General features: G+C 59.0%; 9 protein-coding genes. 3 read left to right on the top strand and 6 right to left on the bottom strand.

The annotated features are described in order from the left end of the window. Positions 1–58 precede the first annotated feature (58 nt). Positions 59–697 (bottom strand): O-methyltransferase, encoded by a 639-nt coding sequence (locus KJS47_RS06580; RefSeq protein WP_374706976.1) that lies wholly within the window; start codon positions 695–697, stop codon positions 59–61. A 237-nt stretch (positions 698–934) separates the two neighbouring features. Between KJS47_RS06580 and KJS47_RS06585 the strand changes: the two genes are divergently transcribed. Further along, the gene (locus tag KJS47_RS06585; protein WP_249716146.1) at positions 935–2,101 is read left to right on the top strand and encodes a THUMP domain-containing class I SAM-dependent RNA methyltransferase; all 1,167 of its coding nucleotides are present in this window, start codon (positions 935–937) and stop codon (positions 2,099–2,101) included. Positions 2,102–2,276: 175 nt separating this feature from the next. Here KJS47_RS06585 and KJS47_RS06590 read toward each other — a convergent pair whose 3' ends face one another. The 3 genes from KJS47_RS06590 to KJS47_RS06600 form a co-directional block, all read right to left on the bottom strand. Further along, on the bottom strand, positions 2,277–2,732 hold the full coding sequence (locus tag KJS47_RS06590; RefSeq protein WP_213523830.1) for a GNAT family N-acetyltransferase: 456 nt from the start codon (positions 2,730–2,732) through the stop codon (positions 2,277–2,279). Between the two features lie 245 nt (positions 2,733–2,977). Beyond that, positions 2,978–8,395 (bottom strand): glycoside hydrolase family 78 protein, encoded by a 5,418-nt coding sequence (locus tag KJS47_RS06595; RefSeq protein ID WP_213523831.1) that lies wholly within the window; start codon positions 8,393–8,395, stop codon positions 2,978–2,980. A 906-nt stretch (positions 8,396–9,301) separates the two neighbouring features. Beyond that, positions 9,302–10,504 (bottom strand): S-layer homology domain-containing protein, encoded by a 1,203-nt coding sequence (locus KJS47_RS06600; RefSeq protein ID WP_213523832.1) that lies wholly within the window; start codon positions 10,502–10,504, stop codon positions 9,302–9,304. 328 nt (positions 10,505–10,832) lie between these two features. Here KJS47_RS06600 and KJS47_RS06605 point away from each other — a divergent pair, with 328 nt between their 5' ends. Then, positions 10,833–12,965 (top strand): DNA topoisomerase III, encoded by a 2,133-nt coding sequence (locus KJS47_RS06605; RefSeq protein ID WP_213523833.1) that lies wholly within the window; start codon positions 10,833–10,835, stop codon positions 12,963–12,965. Between the two features lie 110 nt (positions 12,966–13,075). Here the strand turns inward: KJS47_RS06605 and KJS47_RS06610 are convergent, their stop codons facing one another. After that, complete coding sequence (locus KJS47_RS06610; protein WP_249716273.1) at positions 13,076–15,151, bottom strand: ATP-binding protein; 2,076 nt, start codon at positions 15,149–15,151, stop codon at positions 13,076–13,078. Beyond that, positions 15,151–16,257 carry a cobalamin B12-binding domain-containing protein gene (locus KJS47_RS06615; RefSeq protein WP_213523835.1) on the bottom strand — a complete coding sequence of 369 codons (1,107 nt, stop codon included), beginning with the start codon at positions 16,255–16,257 and terminating at the stop codon, positions 15,151–15,153. Before KJS47_RS06615 ends, KJS47_RS06610 begins: the two co-directional genes overlap by 1 nt. A gap of 377 nt (positions 16,258–16,634) precedes the next feature. Between KJS47_RS06615 and KJS47_RS06620 the strand changes: the two genes are divergently transcribed. Continuing rightward, positions 16,635–17,687, top strand: coding sequence for an alpha/beta hydrolase (locus tag KJS47_RS06620; protein ID WP_213523836.1), 1,053 nt, complete (start codon positions 16,635–16,637; stop codon positions 17,685–17,687). The last annotated feature ends 107 nt before the right edge of the window (positions 17,688–17,794 follow it).

Consider the following 17,794-nt stretch of genomic DNA (forward strand, 5'->3'; position numbering starts at 1 on the left):
TTTGTTTCTGGCATGCCGGCCGGCTGGCGCGGTCTTCCCGTTGCTAAGGAGACGGGTATCAGCCGCGCACGCGAGCAAGCACGAGTCCGTCGTAAGCCGGCAGCAGGGTCGCCTCCAGCCGCTCATCGCTGAGGGCGCGTTCATTGAAGGCCCGCACACTCTGCACGGAAGGGCCGCTACGCTCCGGGTCCAGGGTTTTGCCTCGCAGAAACGCGTTGTCACCCAGAATCAGCGCGCCGGGGTTCGCGAGCCGGATGGCCTTCTCGAGATATGCCGGGTAGTTGCCTTTATCAGCGTCGATCAGGAACAGATCGAACCTCTCGTCCTCGGCCTCCAACCGGTCCAGCGAGTCGAGCGCCTCGCCGACCCGGTAGTCCGCGCAGTCTCCAAACCCGGCGAGCGTCAGATTGCGTTTTGCGAGCTGTGCGTACTCTTCCTTCAGCTCCAGCGAGACCAGCTGCCCGCCGGGTGCCAGCCCCCTAGCCAGGCAGATGCCGCTGTAGCCGCCGAGCGCACCGATCTCCAGAATGCGCTTCGCTCCGCTGATCTTGACGAGCAGCGTCAGCAGCCGGCCGTAGCCGGGTGCAATCGAAACCTCTGGCATTCCGCTCTCCTTAATCGACTTCAGCACCCTTTCCAGCTCCGGGTCCTCGCCGAGCAGCGAGTCGGCATACTGCTCCTGTGTCATGCTTTCCATCTGGTCGTCCTCCTTAAGGCTGCCGCGGCCGGGGCGGCCGGCTATCCCGGAACCGCTGCTTCGGTCCTGCGGCAGGGCGTTCCGTCCGTTGTATCCAGTCGCGGATTCGCCTATACTAGTACCTATTGTAGGGAATTGTGCGGCCTGCCACAACGGGCAGTCCGTTTGGCGCAGCGGGCGGCTCAGGCTCCCCGCTTGGCGCCGCTCGCTTTTTCCGCTAGACCTTGACAAAATGAGGTGGACCCAATCGAATTGATAGCTACGTGCCCGATGGGACTCGAGGCGCTCGTCGCCCGGGAGCTGAAAACTTTGGGCTATGAAGATTTGCTGGTGGAGAACGGACGCGTCACGTTCCGCGGCGACGCATTGGCCGTCGCGCGGACAAACCTGTGGCTGCGCACCGCCGACCGGATTCTGATCAAGATGGGCGAATTCAAGGCCGTCACGTTCGACGAGCTCTTCGAGGGAACGCGCGCCCTCCCTTGGCCGGATTGGATTCCTGGCGACGCCGAGTTCCCGGTAGAGGGCCGCTCGCACAAGTCGCAGCTGTCCAGCGTACCGGCCTGTCAGGGAATCGTCAAGAAGGCCGTCGTTGAGAAGATGAAGGAGCGCTATCGGACCGATTGGTTCCAGGAGTCCGGCGCGCGCTTCGTGATCGAGGTGGCGCTGCTGAACGACATCGCCACCTTGACGATCGATACGACCGGGCCGAGCCTGCACAAGCGGGGCTACCGCAAGCTCGTGACTGAAGCTCCGCTAAAGGAGACGCTTGCCGCCGCCATGATCCAGCTCAGCCGCTGGAACCCCGAGCGGCCGCTGTACGATCCGTTCTGCGGCTCCGGCACCATTCCGGTGGAAGCCGCGATGATCGGCTGGAACATCGCGCCAGGACTGCGCCGTTCGTTCCCGGCGGAGCATTGGCCGATCCTCGGCAAGGCTGTATGGGAGGAAGCTCGCGAGGAAGCGTACGATGAGCTCCGCGACGACGTGCCGCTCCAGATCGCGGGTTCGGATATCGACCCCGCCGCCATTGAGGTGGCCCAAGCCGCCGCCAAGAGCGCGGGGCTCGGCAAGGAGCTGAAGTTCGAGGTGCTGCCGGTCGCGAAGATCCGGCCAAAGGGCGACTACGGCGTGATCGTCACGAATCCGCCGTACGGCGAGCGGCTCGGCGACAAGGCCGAGGCCGAGAAGGCGCTTCGGCAGCTCGGTTCCATCGTCACCCAGATGCCGACCTGGTCGTCCTTCGTCCTGAGTCCGAACAAGCAGCTCGAGCATTATTGGGGCAAGCCGGCGGACAAGCGGCGCAAGCTGTTCAACGGGCGGATCGAATGCGCGCTGTACCAGTTTTTTGCGCCGGGCGGGCTGCATCCGAAACGAAACAAAAGCAACGATTCCGGCCAATAGCCGGGTCGTTGCTTTTTTTCATGGAGGACACTTTATCGGTCTGTTGGCACTTTAGCCAATCCGTCCCCTTCTCGTGGAGGAGCCGCTGCTGCGGCTCTTGTCCGATCGGCTGTCAGGGATGTCGGTGAGTACGCGGCGGGGTGTCCCGGCGAGTCCATGACGGTCCCACGCAGGGTTACCTCTCAGACCCGGCGTTCGCAGGGACAGGGGCTTCTCCGTCAGCGGCATCCGAAGCCGGCCGCTTCATCGCTTCCGCAAGCTCGAAGCCGTACTGCCGGTAGAGCCCGTGCGCATCCTTCGTGCGCAGCGACATGCTGCATCCCGCTAGCGCCGGGTGGGTGACAAGGCAGTCCATCAGCCATTTGCCGAGCCCCCTGCCCCGTTCGTTCTCGTCGATGACGACATCGCATACCCAAGCGAAGCATGCGTAATCAGTGACCACCCGGAGAAAGCCGAGCTGCCGATCCCCTTCATAAAGGCCGAGGCAGAGCGAGCCCTCGATCGCCCGGGCGGTCTTCTCCCTTGGCCGCTCCGAAGCCCAATACGTCCGGGACAGCATCTCATGAATCTTGTCCAGCTGCAGCCGGGCCTGGTCGTCACTGATCAACAAGCTGCCTCTCGTCCACTCCATTCTCCCACTCCTCGTTGTATATCCGTTGTATTCCCTTCCTCGATTGGATCCGGGAAGGGCTTTGTAGAACAAGATACACCTCGCACAGAGCGGGGACAAGCCTTTCTTCCGCCAGTGCTTGTTATCGGCGGTCTCTTGATCCGTAAAGCGCTAGACAAATGTCGGAGGCAGATGTACTGGCCGAACGGCTGAACAAAGCCTAACCCGCATCCCTTTTCACGTGTGAACAGCTTGAAAAACACCTGCTAACGAACTCGGTGAACGCTCCAATAGCGGTCGATCGGACCGAGGATGCGCAGCGGAACGGTCGTCCGCTTGACTGTTCCGTTGGCATAAACCAGCTCGAATGCAACATCGTACAGTCCCTCGGGCAGTGCCTCCTCTACCGTTCCGAGCCTAGCATCGTACAGGGAGCCGGTGAACCGGGAATCGGCCCATTCCTGCCTCAGCTCCTCGACCAGGTCCACCAATCCTCCATCCGCAAGTACGGCGCGGAACGAAGCGGTCGCGCGGTCGATCGGAACAGTAGGAGGCCCGGCGGCCGCGACCAGCCAGCGTTCGCCCGAATAAAAGTCTTTGGGCGCAAATGTGACCTGATGGCCTCTCGCCAGGTGGTTCGCATACCACTCCGGCGTATGCGACACATCCGCCTCGATCGTCAGCTCCCGGATCGGAATACTCTTGGTCACGGAAGCCGATGCCCATCCATCCGAGACGGTCAGCGTCACCTTCACTTCTCCCGGCACTGTCCAGCGCCGCGAGAAAGAGGATGCGGTTCCTCCCGATTCAGTCCCCTGGGCAGTCACGATCTGCCAAGAATACGTGAGCGGATCGCCGTCGGGATCCTCAGCTCGGCTCACGACACGGACCGTGTCCCCTTCCCAGACGGGCTGCGGCGACCAGTCAAAATCCGCCGTCGGCGGACGATTGATGAGCATCCAGACCGGAGCTGACCAGTCCGACCAGGAGAGACCATCGTACACGCGTACGCGGACCTTCAGCTTCTCCCCCGCAGGCAGATCGGTAGGAACCGCCCATTGCCCTTTGGCGTCCGTTGTTTGCTGCCAGTGTTCACCCGAGTCCAGCACCATCCGGCCATCCGAGGCGCGAGTGATCTGCAATTGAAAATAGGTGAACACCGTCCCGGGGTCCGGGTCGCTCTGCTTCCACTCCAGCACCGGTCTTCGGCTCGCAAAGACGGTTGGCCGGGTTTCGCTGCCATCCGGAACCGTCATGACGGCGACCGGGGGGCGGTTGATCCGCATCCACGTATCTTCGGACCAATCGGACCAGTCGAGGCCGTCGGAAACCCTCACCCGCACCCGCAGCTTTTCCCCGGGCGGGAGAGGGGACGAGGCGGTCCAGCTGCCCGCCGAAGAAGTGGTATTCTGATCCTGCCTGCCGGAGTCCAGCAGCACCCGGTTCTGCTCATCGGCTATCTGCAGCTGAAATCCTCGGAAGACCGTGCCGGCATCCGGGTCCGTCTGCGACCAGGTCAACCGGGGAGTCGTTGTCGGCATGAGAGTAGGATTCTCCCGGGTCCCTCCCGGATCGATCATGCGAGCGAGTGGAGGCGAGTTGGTCCGCATCCAGCCGACGTTCGACCAGTCCGACCAGAGCAGCCCGTCGCTGACCCGGACCTGCACCTGGTAGCTGTTCCCTCGGACGAGCGCCTGCGTCATCGCCCACTGCTGAGAGACGGCCGTCGTCCCCTGCCCCTGCACGCCTGTATCGACTACCACTGTACCGGCTTCGTCCTTGACCAGCACTTGGTAGCCGGCAAACAGAGTGCCCGGATCCGGATCGGTCTGGTTCCATCGAATGGTTGGCAGCAAGGTGTCGACGGGAGTGGGGGTTGTCCGGGAGCCTGACGGAAAGGTAAGCTGAGCAGCCGGCGGGCGATTAGACAGCGTCACCGAGACCTCGACGCTCTGCTCGGCCCAATCGCTCCATACCCCGTCCTCCTGCATGACAGCAAGGCTAACAAGGTACGTGCCCTTCTGATTAGGCCGGCTTGGGAATCCGAAAGCCGTTGTGCCGTCCGGAGCCGTATACTTCCAGCGCCGGTCCAGGATACCCCGGTTCGTCCCATACCCCGCTTGGTAGTTCGACGGGCTGAGCCAGCGATCGGGGTTGTAGCTTTGGTCATCCGACTGGAGGGACTGGTCCGCGTTTCGTTTGATCGTGAACTGTGCGACCGGCTTCCGGACCACTTTGGCGTATTGCGTGTAAGGGTCCGAGAATTTGCTATAGCCGGCGAAGGTGCCGTCCGCGTATTTGTAAGGCGCAGGTGACGGATCGTCCGCCTGCTGGAAGTCAACCTTGTAATAGCCGACCCGGTCCAATGTCGGGATCGGTGAGGTGACTATCCGGTTGCTGTAGCTGTTGGCCGGCGGTGTATCCGAATAGCCGTCCCCGCTGTTCAAGTACTTGTATGGCTGCTCGTTACGGAACGTCCATTTGATGGTTTGCGGCAGCCCTGGGTCTCCCTCGGGATCCGAATAACTCGTGTTGTAACGGATCGGCTGCCCCACTACAACCACATTGTCTAGATACTGCACGCCCGGATATTCGAGTATGGAGAGTCCTTTAAACTCGGTATTTCCTTTGGTCGCATACGGCCCATAATAGCCGGCTCCCGTGATCCGGCTATCCGTCACGTCGATCAACGGAACTCCGTTCACGTATACCTTAATCTTGCTGCCGGTTACCTTTACCTTGGCGCTGTAAAACATCCCGGCGCTGATCGGATACGACTTGGATCCAAGCACCGTCCGAGCCCCATTCACATAGGCAACCAGGCTCGTCTTGTCCTTGTCGTGCTCCACTCGGTAGAAATTCTGGTTGTTGACCATTCGGAAGGAAAAGCCCGCTTGCTCGCCCGGCGTCGTCTCGCTGTCGAACTGGAAGGCATATTGGAATTCGGCGTTTTGGACCGATTTCCCCGGATGGTAGAACTGCCCGTAGGTGAAATAGGGCTCTTTCATCGGCCGGTTCGTCAGAGGGCCATCCAGCACCTTGTAGTAATAGTAAGTGGACTCCGAACTGTACGTGTATTCCAGGTAAAGCCTCCCGTCCTCTAACAGGTTAATGTCCCGGGAATAGGCATCAATATATTCTTCATTGCTTTCGTAAAAGAGGCGTTTGGTCGCAACAATGCCGCCATTGCGAAGATCCACCTGCATCAAGTCTATGATCGCTGCGTAACCTCCGCCTGCGGGTTGGTTTCCGCCTGGGTTCATCGCATACAGGTAGCCATCCTTGGAAATGACCCTTGGTCCGGTTGGAACTCCCCACGCAGCCCAGCGCCGATTCCCGTTCCAATCATAGGCCCGGAGCTCGCCCGATGTAGCGACCAGGATGGTGTCCCCGTAGGTTCCATAAATGGTGCCTCCTGCTACCTGGCCGGAAGGTTGTACGTCCGCCAGCCAGATGCTTCGGATTAGATTCCCGTTAGAGGCATTCCGGATTCTTAGGAAGGTCTGGTTTTGGGTTCCTTGGAAAGCAGAAGAGACATACGCAAATTGGGATAGGTCCGGACTCAGGAAGGCACCGGTTAACTTGTCCACCCAAAAAGCTGTCGAGCTGTCCTCCAGCACCCTCCACTGTTCTATGCCATCGACAGTTTTGGATATTTCCAATGGGTCATGCATGCTTCTGTTCTCCAGCTTGATGAACGGAAGCGCGCCAGATCCTCTTTTGATTCGTTCGGACGCATTAGCATCCCGTAAAGTGGTAGGCTTTGACAGGTCCAAACCGTTAAAGGGAGACTTGAAGTCCCGAAGCGTCGGCTGGTTAAAGAACTTTATGCTCTTCAGCGTGCCGGCGGCCGTCTTATACCAGCGCTGATCGGTCACTTCACCGTCCAGCGAGTTTCTCTTCCATTCGTTAAGCAGCGCATCCGTCCCTATGACGATCGGCAGGCCTAAAGGCGGCGGCTGTACTTCCCCCTGCATCGTGAAAGAGACATTTGGTTCCTCGTTGACCACTTCAAAGAAAAAGTCCTTGTCTGCCGTCCGCTTGTATCCAAGCCCTTCCTGCAGATGAATGTGAATACGATATTTGCCTACCTTCGTCGGCCGGTAGGTGAAGGTTCCGCTGCCGTCCAGCTTGATCGTCGCTGCCGCTTCGTCGGCGAACGATCCGTTATTATTGGAATCGTAGGCCAGCGTGACGGTATGGACCGCGATGGGATCGTCATCCGGGCTGTACGACGTATCCCGGAAGTTCATCGTTATGTTGCGGACGCCGGTTCCCGGATTGACGAGCTGCGCGATCGGCGGCAGGTCCGGAAGGACGTTCAGCCGGGCCGTCGCAGGGGCCAGGGACTTGAGCCCGACATCATCGATTACGTCCAGCTTGATCTCATAGCTGCCGGCTGTCGGGTAGACCGATTGCTTGGTGCCGTACCACTCATACGAGACAATGCGCCTGTCCTTGATTGGACTAAAGCTATACGCGCCGCTGATTTCGGGTGTGAATGTCCGTCCCTCTACTACCTTCGGCGGCAGCGTGATGATCGGAACGGGGTTCGGATCGGTAACAAAGAGCGAAACCGTCAGCTTTCTTGAATTTCCGCATAGATCCATCCCGTAGACATCAATCGTATGCGTTCCTCTTTCTGCTTCGGTAACCACCGCTCCATTGCCGAAGGTAAAGCGCGTATCGTACTCCCAAGGACTGTATAGATCTCGCAGCTTCTTCAACCAAGGACTGGTCACGTTTTGCCAATCCCAACGGAAATAGTAACCGTCTCCGTCTGGATCGTATGGCGTTGGTGGCGTGGACTGGTTATCCTCGATGATCTGCAGCCCGAGGCGGTTGCCGATAACGGCCGTCTCGAGCGGATTGACGGCGGACGTATTGCCGCTGTAAACCCAGCCTGCTTTGAACACTGGAGGCTGGTTTCCTTCCTTACAGGAAGCCGGTTTTACAATCTCGAATGTCTTGGGTCCTACCGTCTTCGTGGTACCGCACGTTGTTTTGAGCTCCATGGTGACGGATACCGGGCCGTTGGTTATGCCGGCAGGGTATGGGGGGCCGGCAAACGAAACAGCACTCGCTTGTTCGTTTACGACCTTGTAGGTCTGGCCGTTTTGTGTGACCCTCCAAGTGACGGTCGCGATGGTGCAGCTGTTGCCGCCGGTTACCGATATGGAGGGCTGGAACCAGTTGGATTCCCCGTAATTAATCCTCGGCTTCTCGATTTTAAAATCTGCGGCAACCTGTTCGGGACCACCACCACCGCCGCCACTACAAGAAGTGCTTGCTGTGATGGAGAAGGAGGCTGTATTGTTGTCCCTCTGCTTCTCTTCGACCGCGCCGGCCGTGTCCAGCTCGATCGTGAAACGAACGGTTGCAGGCTCTGTGAAGTTATATGGAAAGGAGCCGGTTACTTTCTGGCCGGCGTTAGCTCCGTTGTATCCTTTGTTCTGAAGTTGGGTGCCGTCCGCCAGGACGCGAACGTTAAAGGGGGTCGAAAACTCCTTGCCGCTGTTCGTGAAGGTGAATCCGAAGGTGACCGGCTTTCCGACTTCTACACAGCCTGGCGGCGTGAGAACGATGCTGCCGAGATCCGGCGTTTCAGATGGAGTGTAGGTGAGGGTGACGGTGCCGGCAGAGTATTTATAGGTGATGCCCTTCCAGTAGAGGTTTGCTCTCATAAAATAGTTTCTATCTTCCGCTATATCGCCGAGTTTTTTAAGTTCGTAATCAACACCAGCTAATAATTTTTCTCCTAATATTCGTCTGATTTTTAACTCCCCGTACCCAGTACCGGATCCTCCCCAAAAGTAGGGAGCTGCATCGGGTGTGCTGCTATCGGCTTCTGCCTCAAACACTTCTATGCTCGCAGGGGCCAGTTGCTCTTTCAGCACAGCGCCTTCCTGGAGGTTTCCCGGCTTTCCTGTAATTGGATCTGGGTCATAGTATTCTGTAGGTGATTCCACCTCATAGGCATGGGTAACGGCTGCCCCTTCAAAATTGTAGTTTGGCTTCAAATCATCAGGATCTTTACCAAACGTATATCTGAGGTCAATAGATTCCGGAATCCTACGATCGTTATTATCTGCGTCATACCCTTCCGTTGGAATTATACCGGGGTATTGACTGATACCATCTTTGAAAGTAGAAGGGCTCGGATCAAAGCGGATGCGTGCCGTTCTTGCTCCCTCGTGTTCCCATCGTTTACCAGTTGGTAAGCGATAGACGTGATGACCAGGGTTAGTCGTAGATTTAGAAACTTTTGTTTCCTCTTTTCCTTCTGCCGTTACTGTTAACACGCTTCCTGAAATAGAAGAAGCCACCGTCTTCCCGTTAACGGTTACGGTGGCTTTTGTAATGGTTCCGGGAACATCGCTAACATCTAAGTCAAAAATGCTAACCTTTGAAGCGGAGTAAAAGTCCTCGACATTCTCTGTCGTTATTTGCTTATTTGCAAAGTCAATGTTGTATATTTGCTCTGCAGCACTGGCTATCCCTGAAAAAAAGGGGATAATCAAGCTAATTAGCTGGGTCAGCAGGATAAATAAACTGATTTTTTTTTTTACGTATTTCAACTCGCTCACCTCTTATTTCCCTTTCTTACTAATCCATACTTTTTCTTTATTGCTGTCCAAGACCAAGGCAATTTGCTTTCCAGATTTATTAATCTCATCAATGACGTTCTTGTCCTGACTGAAGCAGATCCATCCCGAAGCTGGTCCTTCCTGATCCAACCAAAGGGAAACCAGGTCTTCTTTGATGTAAATTCCATTCCAAGGATACATGCTCAATAACATCCGCATAGCTGCTGTATCATGAACCTTCGCTCCTTCGTTGGTTACGCTGATGTGATAAGCTAACACATAATCGGTGAAGACCGAAGTATCCGGACGTTTGATCGCATCTTTGAACATGTCATACTGGTAACTCGACGAATCAGTCATATCGACCACCAGAACCTGGTCGATGACCATTTTTATATCGTTTGCAATATACGCTTCCAGCGGAAGAGGGACGATTTTAAATCCCCACATCGTTTCTGTGTTAGTCCCTGTAAGAGCAATTTCCGCCGCACTCTGCGCCGCCTTGTCCACCTCCAGCTTTTTCCCACTGTTCAGCGACAGAATGCGCTCAATGATCGTCACGCTCTGAGCCCGCGTCGTCGTCTCCTCCAAGCCGAGCTCTCCTCCAGCCAAGCCCTGCATCAAGCCGCGCTTGGTCGCATTGAACACGAACGACTTGTCGTCCATCTGCATGGCCGGATTCTGCAACAGCTTATCTGTAGCACGGACAGCAATCCGGGCCATTTCTTGGCGCGTGATCGGGGTATTCCAATCACCGGTTGTAAAGTCATGATACCGGTGAATATTTGCATTTACGGCCGCGTTCACATAAGGGACATACCAGTCCTTTGCCGTGCCGGACGTTACGGAAAGGTTCATGGCGGTCGCCGCCATTTTCAAAAACTCCGCTCGGGTGACGAGTCCTTCCGGACGGAACGAGCCGTCCTCGTACCCGTCTACATAGCCTTTGCGCGCCGCTTCCGTAATCGCTGACTTCGCCCAATGGGATTCCGTATCGCGGAACGAAATGGTCTCAAGTGCTGCCCGTACACTGGTTCCCGAAGCATTTCCTGCTCCGGCGGCAGTACCGCGGGAAGCGGCCACGCCGGCCTCTTTTTCCGCCTGCACCGGCAGTTCTCCCAGCGCCAGGACTGACGCGCCCACAAGCGCTACTCCTATGCCCAGGCTGACCAGCAAAGTATTGGCAGTTCTCTTGTCTCTCTTCATCGTTCGACGACCCCTTTATATGTAAATAGTTTTACTAGATGGTAGAATCATCCAGACTTTGCCAGTATGCCATGTCCCCTCCTGGCTGTCTATCCGAACAAACAAAAAACACCGCCCCTTCCTCGGTAGAGAAAAGGGCGGTGCTTCCGCTCGCTTTGTTAAGCCAATTGTAGGCGACAATGCCAAACTTTTCAAGAGAAACTTTCCTTCGCTTCCTCCCTAGTGCCCGCTCTTGGGCGGAGCGCGGGTTGTTCAAATCGCGCCGCCTTTGCTAAAATGAGCGAATACCGAGTTACTTTATGCCTGTACGTTAAGGAGATCTTACTCAATGAAAACGTTAGTCTTAGCCGAAAAACCGAGTGTCGCCAAAGAGCTCGCCCGGGTCCTCGGCTCCCCCAACAAGCAAAAATCGTATTATGAAGGCCCCCGCTACGTCGTGACTTGGGCGCTCGGGCATCTCGTCACGCTGGCCGAGCCGGAGGATTACAGCCCCGCTTACAAGACGTGGAAGCTCGAAGACCTGCCGCTCGTTCCCGAGCGGATGAAGCTGAAGGTCATCAAGGAAACGTCCCATCAATACCGCGCCATTGAGCAGCTCTGCAAGCGCAAGGATATCGGCGAGCTCGTTATCGCGACGGACGCCGGACGGGAGGGTGAGCTGGTCGCCCGCTGGATTATGGAGATGGTGCACTGGCGCAAGCCGTTCAAACGGCTGTGGATTTCCTCGCAGACCGACCGGGCCATCCGGGAAGGCTTCGAGCAGCTGAAGCCGGGCGAAGCCTACAACCGGCTGTACCAATCCGCCGTCTGCCGGGCAGAGGCCGATTGGCTCATCGGGCTCAACATTACCCGGGCGCTGACGACCAAATACGACGCCCAGCTGTCTGCGGGCCGGGTACAGACGCCGACGCTGGCGATGCTGATCCGCCGCGAGACGGAGATCCGGCAGTTCCGTCCGGCCGAATATTGGACGCTGACCGCCGATCTCGGCTCGTTCCAGGTCCAATGGCGGCATCGCGGCACGAACGACGCCCGGCTGTTCGACCAGGAGGGAATGAACCGAATTCTCGAAAAGCTCGGGGGCAAGCCGGCGCGCGTCGCCTCCGTGAAAAAAACCGAGAAGGCCGTCCCTCCCCCACTCGCTTACGATTTGACGGAACTGCAGCGGGACGCCAACAAACGGTACGGCTTCTCCGCCAAGCAGACGTCGAATCTGCTGCAGCGCCTGTACGAGCAGTATAAGCTGGTTACTTATCCGCGAACGGACTCCCGTTACCTTCCTTCCGACATGGCCGCGACGTTCAAAAGCCGGCTGCAGAGCGTCCAGACGGGGCCGTATGCGCCTATCGTCCGCGACCTGCTGCGCAAGCCGCTTCCGATCACCAAACGGATCGTCGACGACAGCAAGGTAAGCGACCACCATGCCATTATCCCCACGGAGCAGCCGCTCCTCCTGCACCTGCTGTCGACGGATGAGCGCAGGCTCTACGATCTGATCGTGCGGCGCTTCCTTGCCCTGTTCGCCCCGCCCTCCCGGTATGACCAGACGGCGGTTCAGCTCGAGATTGGCGGGGAGCTGTTCACCGCTTCCGGCCAGGTCGTGAAGGAGGAGGGCTGGAAGGCGGTCTACGGTGCGGCCGGCTGGGACGACCAGGACGAGGAGGACCGCGATCCGAACGCCGAGGAGCCGGCCGCGGTCCAGAAGCTTCCGGAGCTGACCGTAAACGAGACGCTCGCGGTCCGCAAGCTGAACAAGCGCAGCCAGATGACGCGCCCGCCAGCCCGCCTGACGGAGGCCGGTCTGCTGACGCATATGGAGAAGCATAACCTCGGTACACCGGCCACCCGGGCGGATATTATTGAGAAGCTCCTCGGCTCCGATACGATTGAGCGGCAGGGCAGCCACCTGTCTCCTACCGGCAAAGGGTGGCAGCTCATCGAGCTCGTCGCCGAAGAGCTCCGGTCGCCGGAGCTGACCGCCGAATGGGAACGCCAGCTGGAGCAGATTGCCAAAGGGAGCGGGGCGATGGAGACGTTCCTCGCCGGCATCCGACGGGAGGCGGAACGCATGGTCCGGGAGGTCAAAGCGAGCGAGGCGGTCTACAAGCCGCATAACCTCACCGGCAAAAAATGCCCGGACTGCGGGGAGCCGCTCCTGGAGCGAAACACAAAACGGGGCAAACTGCTGGCCTGCTCAAGCCGGGACTGCTCGTACCGGCGGGACGCCGAGCCTCCGGTCAGCAACCGGCGCTGCCCGCAGTGCCATAAAAAAATGGAGCTTCACACCGGCAAAGCGGGCAAATATGTGCAGTGCCGGCGCTGCAACATCGTGGAGACACTCAGCAGCGAAGCCCGGAGCGGCAAAGCTTCCCGCGCCATGCTGAAAGAATACACCGACAACAAGCCAATCGGCAACAGCCTCGGCGATGCGCTCCGGGCTGCTTTGGAGAAAAAGGAATAGCTTGCATGAAAAAAGAAGCGACGCGGTCGCTTCTTTTTTTCTGCGCAAAGCCCCCCTGTCAGGACGGGCGGGCGACTACGCAAAATCGTTTGTATGCCGGCACCTCGCAGTCAACGCAGAGCCCGCAGCGCCTCGCAAGCGACCGCGAACTCGTCCTCCAGCCGTTCCACGATCGGACCCGCACCCTCGAGGCAGCCCGCTTTGCCCATCTTCTCCAGCTCGGCGAACAAGCCGGCCAGCCGCTTGACGCCGATGCTCAGGCTGCTGGACTTGAGAGCGTGGGCCAGCTCCGCGAATTCGGCCGCATTTCCGTTCCCGAATGCCTGCTTCAAGCCTTCCAGCTGAGCCGGCGTCGTCTGTTCGTACAGCACGAGCAGCTCCGCCAGGATCGACGTGTCGAGATCCTCGTGCAGCTGCTTCAGCTCGTCGATAATCGACTGGTCGATCACATCGTCATTCTCCGGCTTCCCTTTGTCCAGGCCAGCTGCGGTCTCCTGCATCTGCGGGCGGTCGGGCAGCCAGCGGAGCAGAATCGCCCGCAGCGTGGCGATCAGGACGGGTTTGGACAGGAAGTCGTCCATGCCGGCCTCCAGACACTTGTCCCGGTCGCCTTGCATCGCGTTCGCCGTCATGGCGAGGATGGGGGTTCGGCGGCCGTCTCCGCGCCCTCGTTCCAGCTCGCGAATGGCGCGCGTCGCGGAGAAGCCGTCCATAACCGGCATGTGATTGTCCATCAGGACGAGGCCGAATGAATCCCGCTCGAACGCCCGGACGGCCTCCTCGCCGTTCGCGGCCGTTGTGACGCGGGTCAGGCCGAGCTTCTTGAGCTGCAGGATGGCCACCTGCTGGTTAATCAGATTGTCCTCGGCAATCAGAATAGGCGTGTCCAGCTGCTTGCTCCGCCGCAGCGCATCCTCCTCGGGAGAGTCCGCAGGCGTCCCCGGCTCGTCCGAGGAGGACATTCCTGCCTTCTCGAGACGGAGCTCGAACGAGAAGGACGACCCTTCTCCTTCCCGGCTGAGAACGCCGATTCGGCCGCCCATCAGGTCGACCAGCCGTTTGGAGATCGACAGGCCGAGCCCTGTTCCGCCGAACCGGCGCTTGGTGGACGCATCCACCTGTACGAACGGCTGGAACAGCTTGGCGCTGTCCTCTTCGGACATGCCGATTCCCGTATCCGTTACCCGCACCTCCACCGTCTCATGCGTCTCGCTTCCCTGCTTGCGGCGGGCCCGTACCGTAATCGAGCCCTTCTCCGTGAACTTGATGGCGTTGCCGAGCAGATTGAGCAAGATCTGCCGAATCCGGCTCGGGTCGCCCACATAGCTTCCCCACAGCTCACGATCCACTTCGAGCTGAACGGTGTTCTTCCGTTCGGCCGCCCGGCTGTCGAGCAGCTCCAGGACGCCGTCCAGCAGCTCGTGAAGCTGAAACGGGGTATGCTCGAGCTGCATTTTGCCAGCCTCGATTTTGGACAAATCAAGAATATCATTGATAAGCGACAGCAGCAGGTTCGCCGAGTCCAGGATGAGCTTGGTCCACTTCCGCTGCTCGGGAGGCTGCTCGGACTGCGAGAGCAGCTCCGCCATCCCGATAATGCCGTTCATCGGCGTCCGGATCTCATGACTCATAGTCGCGAGGAACAGGCTTTTGGCCTGGTTCGCCTGCTCCGCTTCCTCCTTGGACCGCTTGAGCTCGGTATTCGTCTTGGCGAGCGTCCGCTGGACGGAGACCAGCTCGTTGTTCAGAATCGTGAATTCCTCGTAGGCCCGCTGCTCCTGCTCCAGCGCTCGCAGCCGTTCGGTCGTCAGTGTCTTGATTGTGCCGCGAAGCGACACGATCTGCTCGTTGTTCATCCGCATCAGTTCATCGTAGAACTGGTAGTAGACCGAGCTCGTATTCGAGCCCATAATCATAATCTGTTCCTCGAACACGCCTCCGTTGAAATAAAACAACCGCGGCCGCCCGTCGATCGTGAGATTGAGCTCCCAGTTGAACAAGGCTTTGTTTTTCTTCAGCTCGCGCAGGAAGTGGCTGAATTTTTGGGCGCTGAGCTCGTCCAGCACGGTAAAGAAGCCCCCGGGGCCGCTCAGAATAGCGGACAGCTGAAAATCATCTCGCAAGACGCGAAGCACTTCCCCCTTCTCGCTCGACAACACCGCCAGGATCGCTTTTTGGTCCTCCATCACTTGGCAGACTCCTCAAGCTCCGGGCTGGAGGCGGAGAATGCCAGCAGGCGCCGGGCCTCCTGGATCGCTGCATCCGCATCCGGTGCGTATCCGTCTGCGCCCACCTGCTTCCATAGCTCGCGGTCGATGTTGAAGGGCAGGCCGCCTACTAAAACAGTCAGCGAGCCCAGCTCGTCCGTCTCGCGGATCGAAGCGATCAGCTCCTTGACCTGGTGAACATGGTAAGTCATCGTGGCCGAGATCGCCAGCACATTCGCCTCGCGCTTCTTCACTTCCGCCACGATACTGCGGGTCGGCACGTTGGCCCCGAGGTAATACGTATCCCAGCCGTCCATCTCGAAGTAATCCGCCAGCATCCGCAGGCCGATCTCATGCAGCTCCTCGCCGATGCAGGTAGCCACCAGCCGGTACCCGCTGCGCACTCCGGAGAAAATATACGGAAACAGCTGCGACATTATTAGCTGCGTGGCGGCCGAGCAGTAATGCTCCTGGGCCACGTTGATCTTGTTCGTTTGCCACAGCCGGCCGACCTCGTACTGCGACGCCTGGAAAATATAGCGGTAGATATCCCGAATGGGCCGGCCGTTCTCGACGAGCCGCATGACGGTAACGGAAGCGGTCCGCCGGTCGCCCTCCAGAAGTGCATTGTGATAAGCACGTGCTTCCTCCGCGAGCGGACTCTCGTCGGCCAGGAAAGTCTCCAGCTCGAGCGGGAGCCCCTCCACCTGGCTCAGGCCGAGCTCCACGTACGGCTCTATAAGCTGATAGACTTCATCGCCCAGCTCTTCGCGGACCGTTTCTCCGATCAGCCTCAAATTAACCGCCACGTCATCCGCGCTTACATGATACCCCGCCAGCAGCACCTTGAGCCACGAGATGTAGCTCGCAAACAGCTTGGGGCTCTGGATCATCAGGCTTTCGGCCAAATAGTTGAGGTTAAAGACGGTGTCTTCCATAGTTCGTCTGCGACCGTTCGGCCCGAACCGGCCCATGAGCTCCGGCTGCATCTCGTAGGTCTCTCGCGTGACGCGTTCTGCGAACTCCCCCGCCTTGCTCTTGATCGCCAGCCCTGTCTGCTTATATCGATCGTTTCCTTCGTTCATGTCCTCAACTCCTTCAGCGGCCCGCTGGCCGGCTGTTCGATTGGATTGCCGTCCGTACCTGGTCGTCAGGCTGGACGTCCATTCTGCTTATCTTTGCTATAGATGTCTATGAATTCATTTATCCATGCCTCTAGAGAGACAGCTACTTTCTAGGGAATTCTCTCTAGTTTTCTACCCATACTCCTTATAGTATAACAAACCTGAGAATAATATTGGCTTTCGACGCCCAGTTTCCCTTTTTCTGTATCCTGTCCCGCCAAAGGAAGAAACAAAAAAAAAGATCCCGGACGATTCGCAAAAATGTGGGTAAGACGGTACACTATATAAGAAGAAGCTCCAACGAAGGGCAGAACGAAACGAGAAAAGAGGGGGATCCGATGTCGGGTTGGAAACTTGCGGGATGGATAGGGGCGGCCGGCGCGGCCGCGGTTGCCGCCGGCGCGGCGGTCGTCTGGAAGATCACGGTCAAGAGCCAAACGCCGATGCGCCGGCCCATGATCGGGCTGCCCCCGGAGCCTTACGAAGCCGTCTCGTTCCCAAGCGGCGGCGCCACGCTCAAGGGCTGGTTCGTCCCGCCCAAGACTGGATCCGCATCCGGCGAGGGCGCCAGGCATCCGCTCATGATCGTCGTTCACGGCTGGGGCTCGAACAAGTCGCGGGTGCTGCGGTATACGGACCGGCTGTATAACGAAGGATACGCGCTCCTGCTCTTCGACGCGCGAAGCCATGGGGACAGCGACGAACATCCGACGCCGACCGGCCTCACGTTCCGTGACGACGTGCTTGCAGCTATCGCTTACGCCCGCTCCCGCGAGGATGTCGATCCCGAGCGGATCGGCCTGCTCGGCCATTCGATGGGCGGCTACGGCAGCCTGCTCGCACTCGGCAAGCAGGCTCCGGTCCAGGCGGTGGTCACGGACTCCATGCCGGTTCAACTCGATACCGTCGTCCGCGCCGAGCTGAAGCGGCGGAGAATGCCCGCCTTCCCGCTGTCCTCGGTTATTCCCCGAGTCGTCTACCTGCGCAGCGGCATTACAAGGCGCAACCTGCATGAGCTGGACGTCGTCGCGGCCGTCCGCTCCTCCCGGACACCCGTCCTGCTCGTGCATTCCACGGGCGACATGTTCATCCCTTCGAGCGAGCTCGACTATCTGGTGGCCGGAGCGGAGCGGCCCGGGCTCGCCCATCTGTTCGTGAGCAGCGAGGGGCACAGCAGCTCGGAGACCGACTCCCGCTTCTGGGAGCAGGTGCTCCCCTTTCTGCGCCAGCATGTGCTGAAGCAGCAGGTGCCGGCAGGCGAGGGTCGGCCCGCTTACCTGTCCGCCCAGCGCAGAGGCCCCGCCTCCGCCCCCCCGCAGACCGCGCCAGCCGCGGAGACGGCGGCCGACGTGCCGGTTCCCGCCCCGCTCATCCCGGGCGAGAGCGGGTAGCCAGCGCCTGCGCCTTCCCCAGCACGCAGCAAAGCCGTCCGTCCGGCATCCGCCGGCGGACGGCTTTGTGCTGTGCTGAGGCTGTACGGAGCGAACGTGCCGACGCG

The sequence above is a fragment of the Paenibacillus sp. J31TS4 genome (assembly GCF_018403265.1).
Classification (GTDB): Bacteria; Bacillota; Bacilli; order Paenibacillales; family NBRC-103111; genus J31TS4.

Coding starts and splice junctions, on each gene's coding strand:
- KJS47_RS06580 (WP_374706976.1), bottom strand. CDS start 697: ATGGAAAGCATGACACAGGAGCAGTATGCCGACTCGCTGCTCGGCGAG.
- KJS47_RS06590 (WP_213523830.1), bottom strand. CDS start 2,732: ATGGAGTGGACGAGAGGCAGCTTGTTGATCAGTGACGACCAGGCCCGG.
- KJS47_RS06595 (WP_213523831.1), bottom strand. CDS start 8,395: ATGAGAGCAAACCTCTACTGGAAGGGCATCACCTATAAATACTCTGCC.
- KJS47_RS06600 (WP_213523832.1), bottom strand. CDS start 10,504: ATGAAGAGAGACAAGAGAACTGCCAATACTTTGCTGGTCAGCCTGGGC.
- KJS47_RS06605 (WP_213523833.1), top strand. CDS start 10,833: ATGAAAACGTTAGTCTTAGCCGAAAAACCGAGTGTCGCCAAAGAGCTC.
- KJS47_RS06610 (WP_249716273.1), bottom strand. CDS start 15,151: ATGGAGGACCAAAAAGCGATCCTGGCGGTGTTGTCGAGCGAGAAGGGG.
- KJS47_RS06615 (WP_213523835.1), bottom strand. CDS start 16,257: ATGAACGAAGGAAACGATCGATATAAGCAGACAGGGCTGGCGATCAAG.
- KJS47_RS06620 (WP_213523836.1), top strand. CDS start 16,635: ATGTCGGGTTGGAAACTTGCGGGATGGATAGGGGCGGCCGGCGCGGCC.